The following is a 21,396-nucleotide window of genomic DNA, read 5'->3' as shown; positions in this document are numbered from 1 at the left end:
GCCATAAACCCGGCCGAAGCCGGGAATATGTGCCGAACCTTTACATACTTACCTGAACAGTACTAGCTGTTTGTTGGATCGTGCTTAATGATATCGCTCAGCAGCATGCTAGTGATATCCGAGCTACTCGACTGGTCGTTAAGACCAAACTGACTCGCACTTCCACTCAACACGATAGACTGGCTGTGACTGTCTTCACCCGTACCGGTTTCAAACGTCAGTTCTATGTCGTTGTCTTCCACTTTGACATTAACGTGTGCCAGCAGATCTTCCATCGAATCACTTCCCAGATCTTCCATCATCAGTGACAGATCCAGCTTGTCACCCTGGTGGAAATCAGTAATCACATCCATCTGGTGTTTGTATTCATGGTCATTCTGGAACTCGCCATCAAACACAAACAGGTCATTACCTTCGCCACCGGTCAGGATATCGTTACCCAGACCACCCACCAGGATGTCATCACCGGCGCCGCCGTTAAGTACGTCATCGCCCGTGCCGCCACGTAAGGTATCGTTGCCGTCACCACCGAACAGATGATCATTACCAGAGCCGCCGAAGATAAGATCGACACCACCTTCGCCATAGATGTAGTCATCACCGCCGCCGCCGTGCGCAATATCCACATAGGCATTACTTGCTGCGCTTATATTCAGTGCACTGTCTTCATCATCAGCATCGACCAGCCAATCACTGTCATGACCCGAACCAAAGGCCTCCATGACTTCCTGGGCAGCTGCTTGCTTCTGTGCAGCAGTGGCATTGTCATCCAGACCTTCAATATGGCTGTCACCAAGCAAGATAACGTCATCACCATCGCCAAGGAACACATCATCACCACCGGCACCGACGTTTACTACAAGGCCATTTTCACTGTAGTCAACACTGCTGGATGTACTCGCGATATCCACAGGAACCGAAGACCATTGGACCGAATCGCCATCATTGTATACATGTACGGTATCAACAGCATCAAGCGTGGAGTTGATGTCATAACCGGTAACAAACGTCATGGTGCTGGAGCTGGAATCTCCATCGTTATCGGTCAGAGTATAACCAAACTCGATGCGCTGCGGTGTCTCGTCTGCCGCACCATAGAAACGGTAGCTGCCGTCGTCGAGGTCTATCACCAGTGAGTGCTTATTATCGATATAGATGGATAACACATTAGTGTGGTAGTTAATCACCGCCGATACATCAGATGAATAGGCGGATTGCTGCACAGTAGAACCATCAAAACTAAACGTAACACCATTAATCGATATTGCGCTAACCAAGCCACCGTCGGCACCAAACCCTGCACCATTTCCACTGCTGACCACCGACCCTTCAATCGGCTTAATCACTGATTGCAGCATAACCGGCGGCAGTTGTGATACATCCGCCACCGTAATGGCATCAGTATTGCTTGATGTAAACCCATCATAAGCGACCAAGTTGAGCTGATTGGTATTTAAGTCTGTGCCGATACCGTAGGCATGGCTTGTTATCTTGTTGGCTGTCAGATAGTCAGTCCATTGATTAGCCTCGCTCACGCTAATTGCGTTCGGATTATCAAAAAAACGGAATAGATCAAGCCAGTGGCGATCCTCACCTGTTGGTTCTCCATCAGACAGAAAATAACTTACGTTGGTTGCATTGTCCAAACGTCCAGAACTTGCCCAAAAACGCTCTGCTTTATCTAAAGCATCATCGTAATCGGTTTGACCACCGGTCCCCAATTTACTGATTTTTTCCAAAGCCTCGTCAACGCTCAGCCAGTAGGTCGTGTATTTGTGTTGTCCCTTTCCATACGACTCAGATTCTACTTTTGCACTGTCATTAAATGTGATGAGCTGTACACGCGTCTCACCTAGTTGCTCATATTGATGAAGAAGCTCGGTCACAGACGCTTTCATCACAGTAAGACGCTCTCCCGCCATCGAGCCGGACAAATCAAGCATTAACTGAACGTTCGCACCCTGCTTCACTTCTGATTCTGCTACCTGAACGATTTCCTGTGCTACCGGCGCATCATCTTCAATCACAACCGCAATGTTACCCGAAGTTGAGCCAACACCGTTTGTCGCAGTAACCGGCACATTAACAGTCAGACTGTCTGCCCCCTGAGGATGGTCAATCGCTCCGAATAGTTTGGTGCTTACGTGCCCATCACTGTCCACCACGACTTCAATCACCTGAGAGCCGTTTGCTGAGCCGCTCAGAGTCTGACCATCGGTCGACAACTGCCAGTGAATCGTATGTCCATTGGACGTTAGACTCTCATCCGGTTTACCAAGTGACAATGTCCCTTGACCAGTAAACGTAACATCACCTTCATCCGTGACAGAATCAGTGGTGCCATGGTTTGGCTGATCCAATGAAGAATCCGCAATACCGATGTCCAGACCTTCTTCCGAGACAGTCAGCATCAGATTACTGACTGTGGGAGGTGTTAGCGGAGTAACAGCAAAGCCGCCAAGCGTAATATCACCATCACCATCTGTGGCATAGACAGTGAAATTAATATCTGTGTCACCATCAGTGGCCGACATTGCCTGATACTGATAGAACTCCCATTGTCCTGTTGCCGGCGTGAATTCCAATCGGAATACTAATGAGCCATCAATGCCTTCGCCTGTAATAGTGTTGGTCCGGTTTCCATTCGTGACGATGGTTACATTTGAAGAATTCACCCAATCCGCATCATTAAAGCCCAACGAGATAGAACCTGCACCATCAGCCCCCCAATCAACATCAACCTGTCCGCTTCCATAAGCAATCGATTGAGGTTCGGTCGTATCTGAGCCAAGAAACTCTATCGACTTAATGGTGAAATCGCTGTTGTCGCTGTGGTTACCAACTCCATTGTCCGTGGCCCGGATAACCACTTTGTCAAAGCCACCATCTTTAGCAAGGACAAAATCTGCTGACTGATTACCACCGTCATCTTCAGATTCAAAGGACTGAGTCGAAATCAGTACCCCATCACGCCAGAACTCAACTTCACCCGACTCTTTTTCACCACCATAGAAATAACCGAAATCTACATTAAAGCCGTACGCAACCGTGCCCTCGTCCAGCGTAATGATGATCTCTTCCGATGCACCTTCACCACCAAGCTCACGATAATCCACTTCATTATCTAAACGGTGATAAGGCGATGGACCACTAACACCAATACCTTCATGGGACGAAGTAACCGTGCCATCGACCAAGGTCAAATCATTGTCCGAAGCAAAACTTTTCGCGCTGATAGTGAATCCCTGATTAGCCGCAGGGCTGTAATTACTCAGATTAAATTCACCAACCAGAATATCCGGAATATTGTTGATAGTTAGTGCCTGTGACGGGCTGTACCCTGCAATCGGTGAGTCATCCTCAACCGCAATATTGATAGTGCCTTGCGTTACAGTTTGCCCGTCTGAGACTGCCAATGTCACATTAAAATCAACAACGTCTTCTGAATTGGTATCAGGATGATCAAGCGGTGCCTGTAATTCAACACTATAGCTCCATTGGGTTGAACCCGCTTGTGGCTCGGTCAGAGTTACCGTCACCACAGACTGATAATCGTCACCACCAATTTCACCAACATAACCAATTAAGGTGTTGCTATCAGTATCCCAAAGCCAGACAACGTCTTCGCCACCGCTGGTCAAACTCGCAGAACTGGATAGTGACAGTACCAGAGCATCGCCATCAGCATCACTGACATCGAATGTTCCGCTCGCTTGTTTGTTGTCTGTAGTATCAACAGATCCATTAGTATCAGGGTTGCCGCCCGGAAGTCCCTCTTCAGATACCGAAACAGAGGTGATATTTTCCAACTCTGGCGCATCATTTACCGAATGCACTTCAACGCTGATCTGTTTTGTCGCTGTAGCACTCTGTTCTGACTCAACCGCAGCCAGTTCCCCTTCTGTCGAAGTGGCGGTTAAGGTTAGATTGATCGTGCCGTTAAAATCTTGCGGAGGCGTCAGTGACATGTTTTCAAAGTCAAAATCTTTAACTGAAATCACCTGACCTTCAGTGACAAAAGTAATCGTATTGGTCCCGTCAGTGAGTACCGTTCCGACCGGAGCTCCGGTTACAGTCACCTCGGTGATAGTTTCAGAGTCATCTGTCACATCTACAGTGAATGACGTCAATGGAATACTTGTGTCTTCATCGCCCTCGTTAACTAAATAGGCAATGTAGTGATCCAGGTTCCCTTGTTCGTCGCTGACGGTCCCGGCTAAACGAATACCAGATGCAACAATGGCATCCATATCGCTAAACAGCGAGAAGTGCTCAGTACTTAAGCTCGATGTAACACCATTCGCGGTAATATTAACCTCATAAGAGCCATCAGCGTGTTCATTGTGATGCGCGATTTCAATTGGATAGTAGCCGGACTCTTCCACCGTCACCGTATCACCTGAAACTTGTGCCCCAGTTCCCCACGTTGCCGAAGCGTCGATATCACTTCCGACTTTCACATACAGGCTGTCATCGGCTTGACCACCAAAGGCATACACTGTATTCGCCTCAAGATAAATGAACCCGGAAATAACCGTTAATGTCCCCTGACCACTGTAGGTACTTCCTGTCACGGTCTGAATGGTTGAAGAGTTATAACTATCAGCGGTAGCACTTCCACTCACATAAGCACGCACCACAGCTTCCAGTCGATCAGCAGAGACACCTGAGCCATCCCAGTTACCTTGAGAATCTTCTGGATAAACTCCGGTCCAGGTCTCTATAGTCAGACCATCTCCCGGATTCGAATTGACAGCAGAGTCTTCAAATTTAGGCGCATCTGCAACTGGTGTAACATCCAAAGTCAGTGTCGCATTAGCAGTATTGCCTTCAGCATCCATCGCGGTGTAATTCACGACGATATCTTCACCACTGAAGTTATTTGCCGGTGTAAAGACAATCTGGTTGTTAACAATTGCCACTGTACCTGCATTTTCAAAGCCTTCTGCCAAAGAGACAGATCCGGCAACCAAAGTCAGCTCTCCGCTGTAAGTGGAGTCAGAATCGTTCGCCAAAACGTCAACCGTTATCGCGGTATCCTCTTTAGTTACCGCATCATCGTTTGTAGCGTTACCTGCAGTAGCAAAAGTCAGATCCAGCACCGTGGTATCCGTCACCGCCAGGTCATTGCCCGCCGGGTCGACCACGGTCATGGTGACGGTCAGTGTGCCTTCGTTGAATCCGGATAAATCCTGATCCGCCACGGTCACCGTGCCGTCCGCAGCCACCAAGATGTCTTCGTCAGCCACTACGATATCGTGCTCAGCATTACCATCACTGATTACTATGCGGCTCACGCGGTGGCCCGCTTCCACTTCACCGCTCAGGTCGACGCTGCTCGCTTCATCACTGTTGACGAAGTTATCGCCGCCGTCTTCAAACACAATGCTGTTAGCTATTGGAGAAGGACCGGTCTGATCCAGCTCGGTGGTGTCGGTCACGGCACCCGGGTTACCCGCGGCGTCAGTCACATTCATGGTCACGGTCAGCTCGCCGTCATTCAGACCGGATAAGTCCTGGCCTGTGACAGAGACATTGCCGTTTGCGTCGACCGTGATGTCTGCCGCCGCCACAGTCAGCGTGGTGTCGCCGTCGGTGATGGTGATGCCCGTGACGGTCGCGTCCGCTTCCACTTTACCGGTCAGCGTCACGCTGCTCGCTTCGCTGCTACTCAGCAGCTCATCACCGCCATCGTTGAACGCAATACTGTTGTCGCCATCGTTGTTGGTGGGCGCACTTTGATCCAGTTCGGTGGTGTCAGTCACCGCGCCCGGGTTGCCGGCCGCGTCAGTCACATTCATGGTCACGGTCAGCTCACCGTCGTTCAGGCCAGACAAGTTTTGGCCACTCACAGACACATTGCCGTCTGCATCCACACTAATATCGCTGGCGTTGACCGTCAGCGTCGTGTCGCCGTCAGTAATGGTGATGCCAGTCACGGTCGCATCCGCTTCCACTTTACCAGTCAGCGTCACGCTGCTCGCTTCGCTGCGGCTCAGCAGTTCATCGCCGCCATCAACAAAGTTAATGCTGTTGCTGCCATCGTTGTTGGTGGGCGCGCTTTGGTCCAGCTTAGTGGTGTCGGTCACGGCGCCCGGGTTACCGGCCGCGTCGGTGACACTCATGGTCACAGTCAGTTCGCCGTCGTTCAGGTCGGACAGATCCTGGCCTGTGACAGAGACATTACCGTCTGCGTCGACGGTGATGTCATTACTGTTGACCGTCAATGTGGTCGTCCCGTCGGTGATGGTGATGCCGGTCACGGTCGCGTCCGCTTCCACTTTACCAGTCAGCGTCACGCTGGTCGCTTCGCTGCGGCTGAGCAGTTCATCGCCGCCATCAACAAAGTTAATGCTGTTGCTGCCATCGTTGTTGGTGGGCGCACTTTGATCCAGCTCGGTGGTGTCGGTCACCGCGCCCGGGTTACCCGCGGCGTCGGTCACAGTCATGGTCACCGTCAGCTCGCCGTCATTCAGGCCGGACAAGTCCTGGCCTGCAACCGAGACATTGCCGTCTGCGTCGACAGAGATGTCATCGCTGTCGACCGTTAATGTGGTCGTCCCGTCGGTGATGGTGATGCCGGTCACGGTCGCGTCCGCTTCCACCTTACCGCTCAACGTCACACTGGTCGCTTCGCTGCGGCTCAGCAGTTCATCGCCGCCATCGTCGAACGCGATGCTGTTGTCACCATCGTTATTTTCCGGCGCACTTTGATCCAGTTCGCTGGTGTCGGTGACCAAGCCCGGGTTGCCCGCTGCGTCAGTCACATTCATGGTCACAGTCAGCTCGCCATCATTTAAGCCGGACAGATCCTGGCCAGTCACTGAGACATTGCCGTCTGCGTCGACCGTGATGTCATCACTGTTAACCGTCAATGTGGTTGTCCCGTCGGTGATGGTCATGCCGGTCACGGTGGCATCCGCTTCCACTTTACCAGTCAGCGTCACGCTGGTCGCTTCGCTGCGGCTCAGCAGCTCATCGCCGCCATCAACAAAGTTAATGCTGTTGCTGCCGTCATTATTTTCCGGTGCGCTTTGATCCAGTTCGGTCGTGTCGGTCACGGCGCCCGGGTTACCGGCCGCGTCGGTGACACTCATGGTCACCGTCAGTTCGCCGTCGTTCAGGCCGGACAAGTCCTGGCCTGTGACAGAGACATTGCCGTCTGCGTCGACGGTGATGTCATCGCTGTCGACCGTTAATGTGGTCGTCCCGTCGGTGATGGTGATGCCGGTCACGGTCGCGTCCGCTTCCACTTTACCGGTCAACGTCACGCTGATCGCTTCGCTGCGGCTCAGCAGTTCATCGCCGCCATCGTTGAACGCGATGCTATTACTGCCATCGTTGTTGGTGGGCGCACTTTGATCCAGCTCGGTGGTGTCGGTCACGGCGCCCGGGTTGCCCGCGACGTCGGTCACATTCATGGTCACGGTCAGCTCGCCGTCATTGAGAGCCGACAGATCCTGGCCAATAACAGAGACATTACCGTCTGCGTCGACCGTGATGTCATTACTGTTGACCGTCAATGTGGTCGTCCCGTCGGTGATGGTCATACCGGTCACGGTCGCGTCCGCTTCCACTTTACCGGTCAGCGTCACGCTGCTTGCTTCGCTGCTACTCAGCAGCTCATCACCGCCATCAACAAAGTTAATGCTGTTGCTGCCGTCATTATTTTCCGGTGCGCTTTGATCCAGTTCGGTCGTGTCGGTCACGGCGCCCGGGTTGCCGGCCGCGTCGGTCACACTCATGGTCACGGTCAGCTCGCCGTCATTCAGGCCGGACAAGTCCTGGCCACTCACTGAGACATTGCCGTCTGCGTCGACCGTGATGTCTGCCGCCGCCACAGTCAGCGTGGTGTCGCCGTCCGTAATGGTCATGCCAGTGACCGTCGCGTCCGCTTCCACTTTCCCTGTCAGGGTCACGCTGGTCGCTTCACTGCGGCTCAGCAGCTCGTCGCCGCCATCGTTGAACGCGATGCTGTTGTCACCATCGTTATTTTCCGGCGCACTTTGATCCAGCTTAGTGGTGTCGGTCACGGCGCCCGGGTTACCGGCCGCGTCAGTCACAGTCATGGTCACGGTCAGCTCGCCGTCATTCAGGCCAGACAAGTTTTGGCCTGCGACAGAGACATTGCCGTCTGCATCGACGGTGATGTCATCGCTGTTGACCGTTAATGTGATCGTCCCGTCGGTGATGGTGATGCCCGTCACCGTCGCGTCCGCTTCCACTTTACCGGTCAGCGTCACGCTGCTTGCTTCGCTGCTACTCAGCAGCTCATCACCGCCATCAACAAAGTTAATGCGGTTGCTGCCGTCATTATTTTCCGGTGCGCTTTGATCCAGTTGGGTGGTGTCGGTCACCGCGCCCGGGTTACCGGCCGCGTCGGTCACACTCATGGTCACGGTCAGCTCGCCGTCATTCAGGCCGGACAAGTCCTGGCCACTCACTGAGACATTGCCGTCTGCGTCGACCGTGATGTCTGCCGCCGCCACAGTCAGCGTGGTGTCGCCGTCCGTAATGGTCATGCCAGTGACCGTCGCGTCCGCTTCCACTTTCCCTGTCAGGGTCACGCTGGTCGCTTCACTGCGGCTCAGCAGCTCGTCGCCGCCATCGTTGAACGCGATGCTGTTGTCACCATCGTTATTTTCCGGCGCACTTTGATCCAGCTTAGTGGTGTCGGTCACGGCGCCCGGGTTACCGGCCGCGTCAGTCACAGTCATGGTCACGGTCAGCTCGCCGTCATTCAGGCCAGACAAGTTTTGGCCTGCGACAGAGACATTGCCGTCTGCATCGACGGTGATGTCATCGCTGTTGACCGTTAATGTGATCGTCCCGTCGGTGATGGTGATGCCCGTCACCGTCGCGTCCGCTTCCACTTTACCGGTCAGCGTCACGCTGCTTGCTTCGCTGCTACTCAGCAGCTCATCACCGCCATCAACAAAGTTAATGCGGTTGCTGCCGTCATTATTTTCCGGTGCGCTTTGATCCAGTTGGGTGGTGTCGGTCACCGCGCCCGGGTTACCGGCCGCGTCGGTGACGTTCATGGTGACAGTCAGTTCGCCGTCGTTCAGGCCAGACAAGTTTTGACCAATGACCGACACATTGCCGTCTGCATCGACCGTGATGTCTGCCGCCGCCACAGTCAGCGTGGTGTCGCCGTCAGTAATGGTGATCGCCGTTACCGTCGCGTCCGCTTCCACTTTACCAGTCAGCGTCACGCTGGTCGCTTCGCTGCGGCTCAGCAGTTCGTCGCCACCATCAACAAAGTTAATGCTGTTGCTGCCGTCATTATTTTCCGGTGCGCTTTGATCCAGTTCGGTGGTGTCAGTCACGGCGCCCGGGTTGCCCGCCGCGTCGGTCACATTCATGGTCACGGTCAGCTCACCGTCATTCAGGCCGGACAAGTCCTGGCCTGCCACAGAGACATTGCCTTCTGAGTCGACAGAGATGTCATCGCTGTCGACCGTTAATGTGGTCGTCCCGTCGGTGATGGTGATCGCCGTTACCGTCGCATCCGCTTCCACTTTACCGGTCAACGTCACGCTGCTTGCTTCGCTGCGGCTCAGCAGTTCATCGCCGCCATCGTTGAACGCGATGCTATTGCTGCCATCGTTGTTGATGGGCGCACTTTGATCCAGCTGGGTGGTATCGGTCACGGCGCCCGGGTTACCGGCCGCGTCAGTCACATTCAAGATCACGGTCAGCTCGCCGTCGTTAAGGCCGGACAAGTCCTGGCCAATGACAGAGACATTGCCGTCTGCGTCGACCGTGATGTCATTACTGTTGACCGTCAATGTGGTCGTGCCATCGGTGATGGTGATGCCAGTGACGGTCGCGTCCGCTTCCACTTTACCGGTCAACGTCACACTGGTCGCTTCGCTGCGGCTCAGCAGTTCATCGCCGCCATCAACAAAGTTAATGCTGTTGCTGCCGTCATTATTTTCCGGTGCGCTTTGATCCAGTTTGGTGGTGTCGGTGAGCGCGCCCGGGTTGCCCGCGGCGTCGGTGACGTTCATGGTCACGGTCAGTTCGCCGTCGTTCAGGCCGGATAAGTCCTGGCCTGCGACAGAGACAATGCCGTCTGCGTCGACCGTGATGTCATCACTGTTGACCGTCAATGTGGTCGTGCCATCGGTGATGGTGATGCCAGTGACGGTCGCGTCCGCTTCCACTTTACCGGTCAACGTCACACTGCTCGCTTCGCTGCGGCTCAGCAGTTCATCGCCGCCATCAACAAAGTTAATGCTGTTGCTGCCGTCATTATTTTCCGGTGCGCTTTGATCCAGTTCGGTGGTGTCGGTCACGGCGCCCGGGTTGCCTGCAGCGTCAGTCACATTCATGGTCACGGTCAGCTCACCGTCGTTCAGGCCAGACAAGTTTTGGCCACTCACAGACACATTGCCGTCTGCGTCGACCGTGATGTCATCGCTGTCGACCGTTAATGTGGTCATCCCATCGGTGATGGTAATGCCGGTCACGGTCGCGTCCGCTTCCACTTTACCGGTCAACGTCACGCTGCTTGCTTCGCTGCTACTCAGCAGCTCATCGCCGCCATCAACAAAGTTAATGCTGTTGCTGCCATCGTTGTTGGTTGGCGCACTTTGATCCAGCTCGGTGGTGTCGGTCACGGCGCCCGGGTTGCCCGCGACGTCGGTCACATTCATGGTCACGGTCAGCTCGCCGTCATTGAGAGCCGACAGATCCTGGCCAATAACAGAGACATTACCGTCTGCGTCGACCGTGATGTCTGCCGCCGCTACAGTCAGCGTGGTGTCGCCGTCCGTAATGGTGATGCCCGTTACTGTCGCGTCCGCTTCCACTTTACCGGTCAACGTCACGCTGCTTGCTTCGCTGCGGCTCAGCAGCTCATCGCCGCCATCAACAAAGTTAATGCTGTTGCTGCCATCGTTGTTGTTGGGCGCACTTTGATCCAGTTGGGTGGTGTCGGTCACGGCGCCCGGGTTACCGGCCGCGTCGGTGACACTCATGGTCACGGTCAGTTCGCCGTCGTTCAGGTCGGACAGATCCTGGCCTGTGACAGAGACATTGCCGTCTGCATCGACGGTAATGTCATCGCTGTTGACCGTTAATGTGATCGTCCCGTCGGTGATGGTGATGCCCGTCACCGTCGCGCCCGCTTCCACTTTACCGGTCAACGTCACGCTGGTCGCTTCGCTGCTACTCAGCAATTCATCGCCGCCATCAACAAAGTTAATGCGGTTGCTGCCATCGTTGTTGGTGGGCGCACTTTGATCCAGCTTGGTGGTGTCGGTCACGATGCCCGGGTTGCCGGCGGCGTCGGTCACATTCATGGTCACGGTCAGCTCGCCGTCGTTCAGGCCGGACAAGTTTTGGCCTGCGACAGAGACAATGCCTTCTGCGTCGACGGAGATGTCATCACTGTTGACCGTCAATGTGGTCGTCCCGTCGGTGATGGTCATGCCGGTCACGGTGGCATCCGCCTCGACTTTACCTATCAGGGTCACGCTGGTCGCTTCGCTGCTGCTCAGCAGCTCGTCGCCGCCATCAACAAAGTTAATGCTGTTGCTGCCGTCATTATTTTCCGGCGCACGTTGATCCAGTTCGGTCGTGTCGGTCACGGAGCCCGGGTTGCCGGCCGCGTCAGTCACATTCATGGTCACGGTCAGCTCGCCGTCGTTCAGGCCGGATAAGTCCTGGCCAATGACCGACACATTGCCGTCTGCATCCACACTAATATCGCTGGCGTTAACCGTCAGCGTGGTGTCGCCGTCAGTAATGGTCATACCGGTGATCGTCGCGTCCGCTTCCACTTTACCGGTCAACGTCACGCTGGTCGCTTCGCTGCGGCTCAGCAGTTCATCGCCGCCATCAACAAAGTTAATGCTGTTGCTGCCATCGTTATTTTCCGGCGCACTTTGATCCAGCTGGGTGGTATCGGTCACGGCGCCCGGGTTGCCTGCGGCGTCGGTCACATTCATGGCCACAGTCAGCTCGCCATCGTTCAGGCCAGACAAGTTTTGGCCTGCCACAGAGACATTGCCGTCTGCATCGACACTAATATCGCTGGCGTTAACCGTCAGCGTGGTGTCGCCGTCAGTAATGGTGATGCCAGTGACGGTCGCGTCCACTTCCACTTTACCGGTCAACGTCACGCTGGTCGCTTCGCTGCGGCTCAGCAGTTCATCGCCGCCATCAACAAAGTTAATGCTGTTGCTGCCATCGTTGTTGGTGGGCGCACTTTGATCCAGTTTGGTGGTGTCGGTGACTGAGCCCGGGTTACCCGCGGCGTCGGTCACATTCATGGTCACCGTCAGCTCGCCGTCGTTGAGAGCGGACAGATCCTGGCCACTCACTGAGACATTGCCGTCTGCATCCACACTAATATCGCTGGCGTTAACCGTCAGCGTGGTGTCGCCATCAGTGATGTTGATGCCATTCACCGTCGCGTCCGCTTCCACTTTACCGGTCAGCGTCACGCTGGTCGCTTCGCTGCTACTCAGCAGCTCATCGCCGCCATCGTTGAACGCGATGCTGTTGCTGCCGTCATTATTTTCCGGTGCGCTTTGATCCAGCTTAGTGGTGTCGGTCACGGCGCCCGGGTTACCCGCGGCGTCGGTCACATTCATGGTCACGGTCAGCTCGCCGTCGTTGAGAGTGGACAGATCCTGGCCACTCACTGAGACATTACCGTCTGCGTCGACGGTGATGTCATCACTGTTAACCGTCAATGTGCTCGCCCCGTCGGTGATGGTGATGCCCGTTACCGTCGCGTCCGCTTCCACTTTCCCTGTCAGGGTCACGCTGGTCGCTTCGCTGCGGCTCAGCAGTTCATCGCCGCCATCAACAAAGTTAATACTGTTGCTGCCATCGTTGTTGGTGGGCGCACTTTGATCCAGCTCGGTGGTGTCGGTCACGGCGCCCGGGTTACCCGCGGCGTCGGTCACATTCATGGTCACGATCAGCTCGCCGTCATTGAGAGCCGACAGATCCTGGCCAATAACAGAGACATTGCCGTCTGCGTCGACGGAGATGTCATCGCTGTCGACCGTCAATGTGGTCGTCCCGTCGGTGATGGTGATGCCGGTCACGGTCGCGTCCGCTTCCACTTTACCAGTCAGCGTCACGCTGGTCGCTTCGCTGCGGCTCAGCAGTTCATCGCCGCCATCGTCGAACGCGATGCTATTGCTGCCATCGTTGTTGGTGGGTGCGCTTTGATCCAGTTGGGTGGTGTCAGTCACCGCGCCCGGGTTGCCGGCCGCGTCAGTCACATTCATGGTCACGGTCAGTTCGCCGTCGTTCAGACCAGACAAGTTTTGGCCTGTGACCGATACATTGCCGTCTGTATCGACACTAATATCGCTGGCGTTAACCGTCAGCGTGGTGTCGCCGTCGGTGATGCTGATGCCCGTTACCGTCGCGTCCGCTTCCACTTTACCGGTCAACGTCACGCTGCTGGCTTCGCTGCTACTCAGCAGCTCATCGCCGCCATCGTTGAACGCAATACTGTTGTCGCCATCGTTGTTGGTTGGCGCGCTTTGATCCAGTTCGGTGGTGTCGGTGACCAAGCCCGGGTTGCCCGCTGCGTCAGTCACATTCATGGTCACGGTCAGCTCACCGTCGTTCAGGCCAGACAAGTTTTGGCCACTCACAGACACATTGCCGTCTGCATCCACACTAATATCGCTGGCGTTAACCGTCAGCGTCGTGTCGCCGTCAGTAATGGTGATGCCAGTGACGGTCGCATCCGCTTCCACTTTACCGGTCAGGGTCACGCTGGTCGCTTCGCTGCGGCTCAGCAGTTCGTCGCCACCATCAACAAAGTTAATGCGGTTGCTGCCATCGTTGTTGGTTGGTGCGCTTTGATCCAGTTCGGTCGTGTCGGTCACGGTGCCCGGGTTGCCCGCGGCGTCAGTCACATTCATGGTCACGGTCAGCTCACCGTCATTCAGGCCAGACAAGTTTTGGCCTGCGACCGAGACATTGCCTTCTGTATCGACACTAATATCGCTGGCGTTAACCGTCAGCGTGGTGTCGCCATCAGTGATGGTGATGCCCGTTACCGTCGCATCCGCTTCCACTTTACCGGTCAACGTCACGCTGCTTGCTTCGCTGCTACTCAGCAGCTCATCACCGCCATCGTTGAACGCAATGCTGTTGCTGCCATCGTTGTTGGTGGGCTCACTTTGATCCAGCTGGGTGGTGTCGGTCACGGTGCCCGGGTTGCCCGCGGCGTCAGTCACATTCATGGTCACGGTCAGCTCGCCGTCATTCAGGCCGGACAAGTCCTGGCCTGCGACAGAGACATTGCCGTCTGCGTCGACGGAGATGTCATCGCTGTCGACCGTTAATGTGGTCATCCCATCGGTGATGGTGATGCCGGTCACGGTCGCGTCCGCTTCCACTTTACCGGTCAGCGTCACGCTGCTTGCTTCGCTGCTACTCAGCAGCTCATCACCGCCATCAACAAAGTTAATGCTGTTGCTGCCGTCATTATTTTCCGGCGCGCTTTGATCCAGCTTGGTGGTGTCGATCACGGCGCCCGGGTTACCGGCCGCGTCGGTCACATTCATGGTCACGGTCAGCTCGCCGTCATTCAGACCGGACAAGTCCTGGCCTGTGACCGAGACATTGCCGTCTGCGTCGACCGTGATGTCATCACTGTTGACCGTCAATGTGGTCGTGCCATCGGTAATGGTCATACCGGTCACGGTGGCGTCCGCTTCCACTTTACCGGTCAGCGTCACGCTGCTCGCTTCGCTGCGGCTCAGCAGCTCATCGCCGCCATCGTTGAACGCGATGCTATTGCTGCCATCGTTGTTGGTGGGCGCACTTTGATCCAGTTCAGTCGTGTCGGTCACGGTGCCCGGGTTACCCGCCGCATCGGTGACGTTCATGGTGACAGTCAGTTCGCCGTCGTTCAGGCCAGACAAGTTTTGACCAATGACCGACACATTGCCGTCTGCATCGACCGTGATGTCTGCCGCCGCCACAGTCAGCGTGGTGTCGCCGTCAGTAATGGTGATCGCCGTTACCGTCGCGTCCGCTTCCACTTTACCAGTCAGCGTCACGCTGGTCGCTTCGCTGCGGCTCAGCAGCTCATCGCCGCCATCAACAAAGTTAATGCTGTTGCTGCCGTCATTATTTTCCGGAGCGCTTTGATCCAGTTTGGTCGTGTCGGTCACGGCGCCCGGGTTGCCCGCCGCGTCAGTCACATTCATGGTCACGATCAGCTCGCCGTCGTTCAGGCCGGACAAGTCCTGGCCTGTAACAGAGACATTACCGTTTGCGTCGACGGAGATGTCTGCCGCCGCCACAGTCAGCGTGGTGTCGCCATCAGTAATGGTGATGCCAGTGACCGTCGCGTCCGCTTCCACTTTACCGGTCAACGTCACGCTGCTCGCTTCGCTGCGGCTCAGCAGCTCGTCTCCGCCATCGTTGAACGCGATGCTATTGCGGCCATCGTTGTTGGTTGGCGCGCTTTGATCCAGTTCAGTCGTGTCGGTCACCGTGCCCGGGTTACCGGCCGCGTCAGTCACATTCATGGTCACGGTCAGCTCGCCGTCGTTCAGGCCGGACAAGTCCTGGCCACTGACCGAGACATTGCCGTCTGCATCGACGGTGATGTCTGCTGCCGCCACAGTCAGCGTGGTGTCGCCGTCCGTAATGGTCATGCCAGTGACGGTCGCATCCGCTTCCACTTTACCTGTTAACGTCACACTGCTCGCTTCGCTGCGGCTCAGCAGCTCATCTCCGCCATCAACAAAGTTAATGCTGTTGCTGCCGTCATTATTTTCCGGTGCACGTTGATCCAGTTCGGTCGTGTCGGTGACCGCGCCCGGGTTACCCGCCGCGTCAGTCACAGTCATGGTCACGGTCAACTCGCCGTCATTCAGGCCAGACAAGTTTTGGCCTGCGACAGAGACATTGCCGTCTGCATCGACGGTGATGTCATCGCTGTTGACCGTTAATGTGATCGTCCCGTCGGTGATGGTGATGCCCGTTACCGTCGCGTCCGCTTCGACTTTACCGGTCAGGGTCACGCTGCTCGCTTCGCTGCGGCTCAGCAGCTCATCGCCGCCATCAACAAAGTTAATGCTGTTGCTGCCGTCATTATTTTCCGGTGCACTTTGATCCAGTTCGGTCGTGTCGGTCACGGCGCCCGGGTTGCCCGCGGCGTCAGTCACATTCATGGTCACGGTCAGCTCGCCGTCGTTCAGACCGGATAAGTCCTGGCCTGCGACAGAGACATTGCCGTTTGCGTCGACGGTGATGTCTGCCGCCGCCACAGTCAGCGTGGTATCGCCGTCCGTAATGGTGATGCCCGTTACCGTCGCGTCCGCTTCCACTTTACCGGTCAACGTCACGCTGCTCGCTTCGCTGCGGCTCAGCAGCTCATCGCCGCCATCAACAAAGTTAATGCTGTTGCTGCCATCGTTGTTGGCTGGCGCGCTTTGATCCAGTTGGGTGGTGTCGGTCACCGCGCCCGGGTTGCCCGCGGCGTCGGTCACATTCATGGTCACGGTCAGCTCGCCGTCATTCAGGCCGGACAAGTCCTGGCCTCTCACCGAGACATTGCCGTCTGCATCGACCGTGATGTCCTCACTGTTGACCGTTAATGTGATCGTCCCGTCGGTGATGGTGATGCCCGTTACCGTCGCGTCCGCTTCCACTTTACCGGTCAACGTCACGCTGCTTGCTTCGCTGCGGCTCAGCAGCTCATCGCCGCCATCAACAAAGTTAATGCGGTTGCTGCCGTCATTATTTTCCGGTGCGCTTTGATCCAGTTCAGTCGTGTCGGTCACCGTGCCCGGGTTACCCGCGGCGTCGGTGACGCTCATGGTCACAGTCAGTTCGCCGTCATTCAGACCGGACAAGTCCTGGCCTCTCACCGAGACATTGCCGTCTGCGTCGACGGTGATGTCTGCCGCCGCTACAGTCAGCGTGGTGTCGCCGTCGGTGATGCTGATGTCCGTTACCGTCGCGTCCGCTTCCACTTTACCAGTCAACGTCACGCTGGTCGCTTCGCTGCGGCTCAGCAGCTCATCGCCGCCATCAACAAAGTTAATGCTGTTGCTGCCGTCATTATTTTCCGGCGCACTTTGATCCAGCTTAGTGGTGTCGGTCACGGCGCCCGGGTTGCCGGCGGCGTCGGTCACATTCATGGTCACGGTCAGCTCGCCGTCATTCAGACCGGACAAGTCCTGGCCTCTCACCGAGACATTGCCGTCTGCGTCGACGGTGATGTCTGCCGCCGCTACAGTCAGCGTGGTGTCGCCGTCGGTGATGCTGATGTCCGTTACCGTCGCGTCCGCTTCCACTTTACCGGTCAACGTCACGCTGCTTGCTTCGCTGCGGCTGAGCAGTTCATCGCCGCCATCGTCGAACGCGATGCTGTTGCTGCCATCGTTGTTGGTGGGCGCACTTTGATCCAGTTCGGTCGTGTCGGTCACCGCGCCCGGGTTGCCGGCCGCGTCGGTCACATTCATGGTCACGGTCAGCTCGCCGTCGTTCAGGCCGGACAAGTCCTGGCCTCTCACCGAGACATTACCGTCTGCGTCGACGGTGATGTCATCACTGTTGACCGTCAATGTGGTTGTACCGTCGGTGATGGTGATACCCGTTACCGTCGCGTCCGCTTCCACTTTACCAGTCAACGTCACACTGCTCGCTTCGCTGCGGCTCAGCAGCTCATCGCCGCCATCAACAAAGTTAATGCTGTTGCTGCCATCGTTGTTGGTGGGCGCACTTTGATCCAGTTCGGTGGTGTCGGTCACGGCGCCCGGGTTGCCGGCCGCGTCGGTGACAGTCATGGTCACCGTCAGCTCGCCGTCGTTCAGGCCGGACAAGTCCTGGCCTGCGACAGAGACATTGCCGTCTGCATCGACACTAATATCGCTGGCGTTAACCGTCAGCGTGGTGTCGCCATCAGTGATGGTGATGTCAGTCACGGTCGCGTCCGCTTCCACTTTCCCTGTCAGCGTCACGCTGCTTGCTTCGCTGCGGCTCAGCAGCTCGTCGCCGCCATCGTCGAACGCGATGCTATTGCTGCCATCGTTGTTGGTGGGCGCGCTTTGGTCCAGCTTAGTGGTGTCGGTCACCGCGCCCGGGTTACCGGCCGCGTCAGTCACATTCATGGTCACGGTCAGCTCGCCGTCGTTGAGAGCCGACAGATCCTGGCCAATGACCGAGACATTGCCTTCTGAGTCGACAGAGATGTCATCGCTGTCGACCGTTAATGTGGTCGTCCCGTCGGTGATGGTGATCGCCGTTACCGTCGCATCCGCTTCCACTTTACCGGTCAACGTCACGCTGGTCGCTTCGCTGCCGCTCAGCAATTCATCGCCGCCATCGTCGAACACAATGCGGTTGCTGCCATCGTTGTTGGTGGGCGCACTTTGATCCAGTTGGGTGGTGTCGGTCACGGCGCCCGGGTTGCCGGCCGCGTCGGTGACGCTCATGGTCACGGTCAGCTCGCCGTCATTCAGGCCGGACAAGTCCTGGCCAATGACCGACACATTGCCTTCTGCGTCGACCGTGATGTCATCACTGTTGACCGTCAATGTGGTCGTCCCGTCGGTGATGGTGATCGCCGTTACCGTCGCATCCGCTTCCACTTTCCCTGTCAGGGTCACGCTGGTCGCTTCGCTGCGGCTCAGCAGCTCATCGCCGCCATCGTTGAACGCGATGCTATTGCTGCCATCGTTGTTGGTGGGCGCACTTTGATCCAGTTCGGTGGTGTCGGCCACGGCGCCCGGATTGCCCGCGGCGTCAGTCACATTCATGATCACGGTCAGCTCGCCGTCATTCAGGCCGGATAGATCCTGGCCAATGACCAAGACATTGCCGTCTGCGTCGACGGAGATGTCATCGCTGTCGACCGTCAATGTGGTCGTCCCGTCGGTGATGGTCATGCCGGTCACGGTGGCATCCGCTTCCACTTTACCAGTCAGCGTCACACTGCTCGCTTGGCTGCGGCTCAGCAGTTCATCGCCGCCATCAACAAAGTTAATGCTGTTGCTGCCGTCATTATTTTCCGGTGCGCTTTGATCCAGTTCGGTCGTGTCGGTCACGGCGCCCGGGTTGCCGGCCGCGTCGGTGACGCTCATGGTCACGGTCAGCTCGCCGTCATTCAGGCCGGATAAGTCCTGGCCTGTGACCGAGACATTGCCGTCTGCGTCGACCGTGATGTCATCGCTGTTGACCGTCAATGTGGTCGTGCCATCGGTAATGGTCATGCCGGTCACGGTGGCGTCCGCCTCGACTTTACCAGTCAGCGCCACACTGCTCGCTTCGCTGCGGCTCAGCAGCTCATCGCCGCCATCGTTGAACGCGATGCTATTGTTGCCATCGTTGTTGGTGGGCGCGCTTTGATCCAGTTTGGTGGTGTCAGTCACCGCGCCCGGGTTACCGGCCGCGTCGGTGACACTCATGGTCACAGTCAGTTCGCCGTCGTTCAGGTCGGACAGATCCTGGCCTGTGACAGAGACATTACCGTCTGCGTCGACGGTGATGTCTGCCGCCGCTACAGTCAGCATGGTGTCGCCGTCGGTGATGGTGATGCCAGTGACGGTCGCGTCCGCTTCCACTTTACCGGTCAACGTCACGCTGCTCGCTTCGCTGCGGCTCAGCAGTTCATCGCCGCCATCAACAAAGTTAATGCTGTTGCTGCCATCGTTATTTTCCGGTGCGCTTTGATCCAGTTGGGTGGTGTCAGTCACCGCGCCCGGGTTGCCGGCCGCGTCAGTCACATTCATGGTCACGGTCAGCTCACCGTCGTTCAGGCCAGACAAGTTTTGGCCAATGACAGAGACATTGCCGTCTGCGTCAACCGTGATGTCTGCCGCCGCTACAGTCAGCGTGGTGTCGCCGTCAGTAATGGTGATACCCATCACGGTCGCATCCGCTTCCACTTTACCGGTCAACGTCACACTGCTCGCTTCGCTGCGGCTCAGCAGCTCATCGCCGCCATCAACAAAGTTAATGCTGTTGCTGCCGTCATTATTTTCCGGCGCACTTTGATCAACTTCATAGTTCGCGGTCGTACTAGATTCCACCGTATTGCCGGCTTCATCGTCAGAAATCACGACGACATCAAACTCGCTGCCATTCACTAAATCGTCGCCGTCCACATCGACCGACCAGCTACCATCGTCGTTGACGGTGGTGCGGTATTCGCTGCCATTAATCGCCATCGACACACTGTCGCCTTCAGCAATATCGCCGCCGGTTGCCGTCCCTGACACGGTCACGCGGCCGGTTCTTTCGTCACTGTTAATAGTGTTGTCGTCGGTGATTGGGTTGACCGTCACTGTGCCCGCGTCCGCGGTCAGGTCCACGCTGGAATTAGCGGTCGCGCTTGATGCCACGGTGTTGCCAGCGTCATCCGTTGAGGTCACAACGACATCAAACTCGCTGTCATTCACTAAATCGTCGCCGTCCACGTCGACCGACCAGCTGCCATCGTCGTTGACGGTGGTGGTGTATTCCGTGCCATTAATCACCATCGACACACTGTCGCCTTCGGCAATATCGCCGCCGGTTGCCGTCCCTGACACGGTCACGCGGCCGGTGCTTTCGTCACTGTTGATGGTGTTGTCGTCGGTGATTGGGTTGATACTTACGGTTCCCTGATCCGCAGACAGATCCACGGTATGAGTAGAGGTCGCGCTAGACTCAACCGTACTTCCATCAGCATTGCTTGATGTCACGGTGACATCAAACTCTGTATCGTTAGCAAGATCGCTACCGGCCACATCCACTGACCAGTTACCATCGGCATCTACAGTCGTCGTATAAGACGTACCGTTGATGAGCATGCTCACCGTATCACCTTCAGAGATATCGCCTCCAGTCGCGGCACCACTGACAGTGATGGTTGATTCGCTTTCATCAAAGTTGATAACCCCGTCATCTGCGATCGGGTCAACAGTAACGGTGCCGGCAACAGCCAGAGTGATGTCTGCAGCGTCTGCAGCCACTAAGTTGGTCAGCGCCAGACTTTGCGTTTGTGAAAGGCCAAGACTTTCCAGTCCTGTTGTATCGAAGTTCGTTGTGGCAATAATCTGAATGTCAGTACGATCAATCGTCGCTGAGTCGGTCACTGCCGAACTCAGCACTCCACCAGCAGCCGGAGCCAGATCGCCATCGACCTGCGTCGGGTCCTGACCCTCTTCTAGTGCAGCAAAGATCTGTGCCACATCATCCGTGATGTCCTGAGGCATATTATTGGCATCAACCAGTTGTGCTTGAACCGCTGCGTCATCATCCACATCATTACCGATTTGAACAATAACGGTACCCTGTGGTAGCCGTTCACCCACGGTCGCCATTCTGACGTTACCAGTCGGATCGATAACAATCATTTGGTTAGCAGACAGAATTCCACTAGTGACAAGAGAGTTTAATCCCATAAAAAGC

Annotated in this window: 1 protein-coding gene; it reads right to left on the bottom strand. The window is 56.3% G+C overall.

Annotation, left to right across the window (positions count from 1 at the left end; all coding sequences use genetic code 11):
• Positions 1-62 precede the first annotated feature (62 nt).
• Positions 63-21,389: an Ig-like domain-containing protein gene (locus tag KNV97_RS09200; RefSeq protein ID WP_218562942.1), complete on the bottom strand. Its 21,327-nt coding sequence runs from the start codon at positions 21,387-21,389 to the stop codon at positions 63-65.
• Between the last annotated feature and the right edge of the window lie 7 nt (positions 21,390-21,396).

It is taken from the genome of Vibrio ostreae (assembly GCF_019226825.1).
GTDB lineage: Bacteria > Pseudomonadota > Gammaproteobacteria > Enterobacterales > Vibrionaceae > Vibrio > Vibrio ostreae.
This window is presented reverse-complemented; position numbering and strand designations above follow the sequence as displayed.